Source organism: Gryllotalpicola sp. CP2-P1 (assembly GCF_057512245.1).
In genome coordinates this window covers 1-6,324 of record NZ_JBLRDT010000147.1, presented here as the reverse complement: position 1 = coordinate 6,324, position 6,324 = coordinate 1, and the positions used below count along the sequence as shown (strand labels likewise).

At 70.2% G+C, this 6,324-nt stretch carries 8 protein-coding genes; all 8 read left to right on the top strand.

Features of this window, described 5'->3' with window-relative positions; genetic code table 11:
* Positions 1-118 precede the first annotated feature (118 nt).
* On the top strand, positions 119-814 hold the full coding sequence (gene nucS / locus ACM2XV_RS11145; RefSeq protein ID WP_344775731.1) for an endonuclease NucS: 696 nt from the start codon (positions 119-121) through the stop codon (positions 812-814).
* A 218-nt stretch (positions 815-1,032) separates the two neighbouring features.
* Positions 1,033-1,683, top strand: a complete 651-nt coding sequence (locus tag ACM2XV_RS11140) for an ABC transporter permease (protein WP_344775733.1) — start codon at positions 1,033-1,035, stop codon at positions 1,681-1,683.
* On the top strand, positions 1,670-2,896 hold the full coding sequence (locus ACM2XV_RS11135) for an ATP-binding cassette domain-containing protein (protein ID WP_344775735.1): 1,227 nt from the start codon (positions 1,670-1,672) through the stop codon (positions 2,894-2,896). Before ACM2XV_RS11140 ends, ACM2XV_RS11135 begins: the two co-directional genes overlap by 14 nt.
* Complete coding sequence (locus ACM2XV_RS11130) at positions 2,893-3,684, top strand: ABC transporter permease (RefSeq protein ID WP_487026969.1); 792 nt, start codon at positions 2,893-2,895, stop codon at positions 3,682-3,684. The genes ACM2XV_RS11135 and ACM2XV_RS11130 overlap by 4 nt, the downstream gene beginning before the upstream one ends.
* Positions 3,681-4,679: a glycine betaine ABC transporter substrate-binding protein gene (locus ACM2XV_RS11125; RefSeq protein ID WP_344775739.1), complete on the top strand. Its 999-nt coding sequence runs from the start codon at positions 3,681-3,683 to the stop codon at positions 4,677-4,679. Before ACM2XV_RS11130 ends, ACM2XV_RS11125 begins: the two co-directional genes overlap by 4 nt.
* A 73-nt stretch (positions 4,680-4,752) precedes the next feature.
* The gene (locus ACM2XV_RS11120) at positions 4,753-5,166 is read left to right on the top strand and encodes an SseB family protein (RefSeq protein ID WP_487026968.1); all 414 of its coding nucleotides are present in this window, start codon (positions 4,753-4,755) and stop codon (positions 5,164-5,166) included.
* A gap of 64 nt (positions 5,167-5,230) precedes the next feature.
* Complete coding sequence (locus ACM2XV_RS11115) at positions 5,231-5,938, top strand: HAD hydrolase-like protein (protein WP_344775743.1); 708 nt, start codon at positions 5,231-5,233, stop codon at positions 5,936-5,938.
* Between the two features lie 10 nt (positions 5,939-5,948).
* A partial coding sequence (locus tag ACM2XV_RS11110) for a universal stress protein (RefSeq protein WP_487026967.1) occupies positions 5,949-6,324 on the top strand: 376 nt, incomplete at its 3' end.

The following is a 6,324-nucleotide window of genomic DNA, read 5'->3' as shown; positions in this document are numbered from 1 at the left end:
GGCGCGGCGAGGCTCGACACGCCGCGCCGGGCGGCCGGCTGCGCCGAATCGGTGACTTACGGCCGGGTACGGAGTGGCCCGGGCCACCGACGCTCAAGCGCTCTCGTAAACTCGACGGGTGCGTTTGGTGATCGCGAAGTGCTCCGTCGACTACGCCGGGCGCCTGTCGGCGCACCTGCCGCTCGCGACGCGCCTGCTCATGGTGAAGGCCGACGGCTCGCTTCTGGTGCACTCCGACGGCGGCTCGTACAAGCCGCTGAACTGGATGAGCCCGCCGTGCACGATCTCCTACGGCGAGCCGACCGAAGAGCAGGCATCCGCCGGCGTCACCCAGGTGTGGACGGTCAGCGCGACCAAGACCGACGACAAGCTGATCGTCGCGATCCACGAGGTGCAGCACGACAGCGCGCATGAGCTCGGCGTCGACCCGGGGCTCGTGAAAGACGGCGTCGAGGCACACCTGCAGAAGCTGCTCGCCGAGCAGATCGAACTGCTGGGCGACGGGCACACGCTGGTGCGTCGCGAGTACATGACGGCGATCGGGCCGGTCGACATCTTGGCGAGGGATGCCTCGGGCCGATCGGTCGCGGTGGAGTTGAAGCGCCGCGGCGACATCGACGGCGTCGAGCAGCTGACCCGCTACCTCGAGCTGATGAACCGCGACCCTCACCTCGCCCCGGTGACGGGCGTGTTCGCCGCGCAAGAGATCAAGCCGCAGGCGCGCACGCTCGCCGAAGACCGCGGCATCCGCTGCGTCGTGCTCGACTACGAGGCGATGAAGGGCGTCGACTCGGGCGTGCCGACCCTGTTCTGAGGACCCCGCTCAGCTCTTTGATAGCTTGGTGGCGGCCGCTTGCGGCCTCCGCCCAGTTCGCGGCCACCTGTTCCCGACAGGTGGGCGTATGGTGTGGCGGCGCGGATGCGGCCCGGATGGCTGTGTCGGTGCGGGCTCCTCGTGGTGCTGTTCCACCCGCTTGAGGTCCCGCCGTGCGCGCCCCGACCCGGACGTGAAACAACGAGAGTCCTTCTCCTGTGTTCTGGTCCTATGTGATCGACCGTCTGCCGCAGATCTCGTTCTCTGCGTGGCAGCATCTCTGGCTCGTCGCCCAGTGCCTCGTGCTCGCCTTGGTGATCGCCCTCGCCATCGCCTTCGCGGTCTACCGCGTTCCCTGGCTGCGCGCGCTGGCGAACGGCGTCTCGGCCGTGGGGCTCACCATCCCGTCGTTCGCGCTCATCGGCCTGCTGATCGCGCCGATGGGCTTCGGCGTCGCGCCGTCGGTCACCGTGGTCACGTTCTTCGCGGCGCTCCCCGTGCTGCGCAATGCGATCGTCGGCCTCGGCGAGGTCGACCGCAGTGTCGTCGAGTCGGCACGCGGCATGGGCATGAGCCGCGCCCGGGTCATGCTGTCCATCGAGCTGCCACTCGCCTGGCCCGTCATTCTCACCGGTCTGCGCGTCTCGGCCCAGATGGTCATGGGCGTCGCGGCCGTCACGGCCTATGCGCTGGGGCCCGGGCTCGGCAGCTTCATCTTCTCGGGCCTGTCGCGCCTCGGCGGCGCGAACTCCCTCGAGTCGGTGGTCGTCGGCGTCGTCGGCGTCATCGTGCTCGCCCTGATTCTCGATCTGCTCCTCGTCGGCCTCGGCCGACTCACCATCTCGCGAGGTATCCGTGTCAACCAGTAACGCTTCCACCACCGAGGTCTCCGGCCGCAGCATCCTGCTCGACCAGGTGACCAAGAGGTACCCCGGGCAGGCGAAGGCGGCCGTCGACGGCCTGACCCTTGAGATCCCGGCCGGCAAGATCGTGATGCTCGTCGGGCCGTCCGGCTGCGGCAAGACGACGACCCTGAAGATGATCAACCGCCTGATCGAGCCGACCGAGGGCCGGATCGTGCTGGGCGACGAGGACGTCACCTCGATCAGCGGCGACGAGCTGCGCCGCCGCATCGGCTACGTCGTGCAGGGCGCTGCGCTGTTCCCGCACCAGACGGTCGCCCAGAACATCGCCACCGTGCCCAAGCTGCTCGGCTGGTCGAAGGAGCGCATCGCCGCCCGCGTCGACGAGCTGCTCGAACTCGTGTCGCTCGACCCGAACACCTACCGGCACCGCTTCCCGCGCGAGCTCTCGGGCGGCCAGCAGCAGCGCATCGGCGTCGCGCGCGCCCTCGCGGCCGACCCGCCTGTGCTGATCATGGACGAGCCGTTCGGAGCCGTCGACCCGATCACCCGCCAACGCCTGCAGGAGGAGCTGCTGCGCATCCAGGAGGAGCTGCAGAAGACGATCGTGATCGTGACCCACGACTTCGACGAGGCGGTCAAGCTCGGCGACTGGATCGTCGTCTTCCGCGAGGGCGGCCGGATCGTGCAGTACGACACCCCCGAGCGCATCCTCGCGGACCCCGCCGACGAGTTCGTCGAGAACTTCATCGGCTCGGGCGCCGGGCTCAAGCAGCTCACGCTCACCCGCGTGCGCGACGTCGAGCTGGCGGATGCCGTCACGGGAGCCGCGGGGACGCCGGCGGCCGAGCTGCTGAAGCGCGCCCGAGAGGCCGGTCACAACCACGCGGTGGTCCTCGACGGCCAGCGTCGCCCGCTGCGCTGGCCCTCGCTGCGGCGGCTGTCGCGCATGGACCTCCTGCCTGCCGAGCGCGACGACGAGATGCCCGTGGTCGCACCGACGGCATCGCTGCAGGACGCGCTCGACACGATGCTCGTCTCGAGTGCAGGCGCGGCGATCGTGACGGGGCGCCGCGGCGAGTTCGCCGGCGTCATCACGGTCGAGGTGATCATGGATGCCATCACGAGGGCCCGCGAGTCCGCGGCGGAAGTCGCCGAGGACGCCCCGATCGGCCTCAACACCGAGGCGATCGCCGTGGTGAGCGGGGACCCGTCGTGACGGCCGTGGCCGCGCCCGCTGACGCACAGACCATCGTCACGACCGAGCAGGTGGGCGGCGCGCGCACCTGGCGCGGACTGCTCATCCAGCCCGCGGCGATCGTCGTCGTGCTGCTGGCCTATGGCGTCTGGCTCGCCACCGCCGACCTCTCCGCGACCGAGCGTGCCACCCTGAACCCCGCCGATCTGCTCGGCTACTCGTGGCAGCACCTCGGCCTGACGTTCATCTCTGCGGCGATCGTCGTCGTCGTGATGATCCCCCTCGCCGTGCTGCTGACCAGGCGGCCGCTCAACAGGGCCAGCGGCGTGATCCTCGCGCTCGCCAACATCGGGCAGGCCGCCCCGGCCATCGGCCTGGTCGTCCTGCTCGCGTTCTGGCTCGGCTTCTCGTTCTGGACGGCGGTCGTCGCGCTCGTCATCTACGCGGCGCTCCCCGTGCTGCGGAACACCATGATCGGCATCCAGAGCGTCGACCGGGGGCTCGTGGAGGCGGCGCGCGGCATGGGCATGAGCAACTTCGGCGCCCTGCTGCGCATCGAGCTGCCCCTCGCGGTGCCCGTCATGCTTGCCGGCGTGCGCACCGCGCTCGTGCTGCTCGCGGGCTCGGCCGCGCTCGCAACGTTCATCGGCGGCGGCGGCCTGGGGCTGCTGATCACGACCGGCGTGAACCTCTTCCTTCCCCGGGTGCTGATCTCCGGCGCCCTGCTGATCTCTCTGCTCGCGCTGCTCGTGGACTGGCTCGGCCGCGTCGTCGAGCACCTGGCACAGCCGAAAGGACTGACCCGATGAACCACCCCCTCCGCCGCGCCGCCGTCGCGGCATCCGTCGCCATTTCGGCTGTGCTCGCCCTCGCGGGCTGCGGCCTGCAGCCGGCCGCCTCATTCGTGCCTGAGGTGCACTCGGGGTCGATCAAGCCCGTCAAGGGGCTGCCCGCCGATGCATCCGTCATCGTGACGTCGAAGAACTTCACCGAGCAGATCCTGCTCGGTAAGATCGCCGTGCTCGCGCTGACCGCCGCCGGGTTCCACGTGACCGATGAGACCAACGTTCCGGGCAGCCAGGCCGTTCGCCAGCTGATGCTGGCGGGCGATGCCGACGTCGAGTACGACTACACCGGCACGGCGTGGCTCACGTACCTCGGCAAGACGACCGGCATCGCGGACCAGAACGAGCAGTACGAGGCGGTGCGCAGGGCGGACGCGGCGAACGGGCTGACGTGGCTGCCGGTCACGCCGATGAACGACACCTACGCGCTCGCGTCGACCTCGGCCGGAGCGACGAAGCTGGGGGTCACCTCGCTCTCCGACATCGCCACGCTCCCCGTCGATGAGCGCACCTTCTGCGTCGAGTCCGAGTTCAACTCGCGGCCCGACGGCTTCCGCCCGATGCTGGAGAAGTACGGTCTCGAACTCGGCGGCTCCGGCGCGAACCGCGTTCCCGCCAAGAACGTGAGCGTCCTCGACACGGGCACCGTCTACACCGCGACCGCACAGGGCAAGTGCAACTTCGGCGAGGTGTTCACGACCGACGGCCGCATCGGCTCGCTGCACCTCAAGGTGCTCACCGACGACAAGCACTTCTTCCCCGCATACAACGGCTCGCCCGTCGTCAACACGCAGACGCTCAAGAAGTACCCGCAGATCGCAACGGTGCTGAACCGGCTCTCGCCGAAGCTCACCAACGACGTGCTGGTCTCGCTGAACCGCAAGGTCGACGTGCTGGGGCAGGACCCTGGCCAGGTCGCCTCCGACTGGCTCGTGAAGGAAGGGTTCCTCACGAAGTGACTCGTCGGGGCCGGCCGCGCGGCGGTCGGCCCCGACGAGCGCCCGTTCGGCTTGCCCCGTTAGCCTGGCAGACGTGCGCGCGCCGGCCTTCCCCCAGTCCTACGAGAACCGCGCGGTCGCGCGGGCTCTCGACAAGCTCGTCGAGAGCCCCGGCGAAGACACGCTCGCCGCGCTGCTCGACGCCGCGCTGCGCGGCGGCCTGACCGTCGATGTCACCGGCTCGCCCTCGCCGCAGGACCTGCGCCTGCGCACGCTGCAGACGACGGACGGCCAGCAGGTGCTTCCCCTGTTCTCGTCGATGAAAGAGCTGAAGGCGACCGCGGATGCCGCGGGCCTCGGCGGCATGAAGGTGAACGGCATCATCGTCCCGGGCCGTCAGGCGCTCGGCTTCATCGAGACCGCCGACTTCGTCGCCGTGCAGTTCGACCCGCGCCGGCCCGGCGGCATCGTCGCCCGCGAGCACGTGCTGCGCGCGCTGGCATCCTGAACCCGCGCCGGGCGCACGGGTCGACCCCGGCCGTTCGGAATGCCCCGTCTACACTTGTCGGGCTATGTCAATCCATGAAACCGCGGCCATGGGCTCAGAGGTCACGCGCAGCTGGAGCTGCGTGCTCTTCGACCTCGATGGCACCCTGACCGACTCCGCGCCCGGCATCACGAGCTCGCTGCGGCGCATGTTCGACGCCATCGGCCGCCCCGTCCACAGCGAAGACGAGCTGATGGCATACGTCGGCCCGCCCCTCGTCAGCACGCTGCGCGCCCGTGAGGACTTCACCGAGGCAGAGGCCGAGCACGCCCTCACCGTGTACCGCGCCTTCGCCGAGGAATCCGATCTCACCGACAACGCCGTGTTCCCCGGCATCGCGGGCCTGCTCGCCTCTCTGCACGCCGACGGCATTCCCGTCGCCACCGCGACCAGCAAGCCGACCTCGCGCGCCACGCGCATCCTCGACCACTTCGGCCTCTCGCAGTACCTGACCTTCATCGGCGGCGCTGCCGACGACGACTCGCGCGCCGAGAAGGCCGAGGTGATCGCCTACACCCTCGCCGAGCTCGAGAAGCTCGGCGTCGACACCTCGCGGCCCGTGATGGTCGGCGACCGCTTCTACGACGTCGAGGGCGCCACGGCGAACGACGTGCCCGTGATCCTGGTCGAGTGGGGCTACGGCTCGCCGGCCGAGGCGAAGGGCGCCATGGCGGTCGTGCACTCCGTCGACCAGCTGCGCTCGCTGCTGCTCGGCCAGGCGGTCGCGGCGTAGCATTCCGCACGTGGGCACCCCTCGCTCCGGCCCCGTGGTGGTCGGTCTCGCCGTCGGCACGCCCGATCGCGTGCTCGACGAGGCCGTCTCGATCGCGCACGACCTCGGCGCGCGCCTCATGTGCGTCTACGTTGACGAGAGCCGTGTGCCGATCGGCGAAGCCCCCGACGGGTCGGTCGTCACGGCGCCCGTCGCCGCCTTCGACCACAACGAGCCGCAGGGTGAGAAGCTGCAGCCCGCGCTGACCGAGATCTCTGCCCGCGTCGTGGCACGCGCCGCCGCGGCGAACGTGACGGTCACGCACCACACTCTCGCGGGTGACCCGGTCACGGCGCTCTCGCGCTTCGCGGTCGACCGCGGCGCCCGCCTCATCGTCGTCGGCACCC

What these genes read in the sequence shown, in the direction of transcription:
- ACM2XV_RS11115 (WP_344775743.1), top strand. Translation starts at nt 5,231, where the DNA reads ATGTCAATCCATGAAACCGCGGCCATGGGCTCAGAGGTCACGCGCAGC.
- ACM2XV_RS11125 (WP_344775739.1), top strand. Translation starts at nt 3,681, where the DNA reads ATGAACCACCCCCTCCGCCGCGCCGCCGTCGCGGCATCCGTCGCCATT.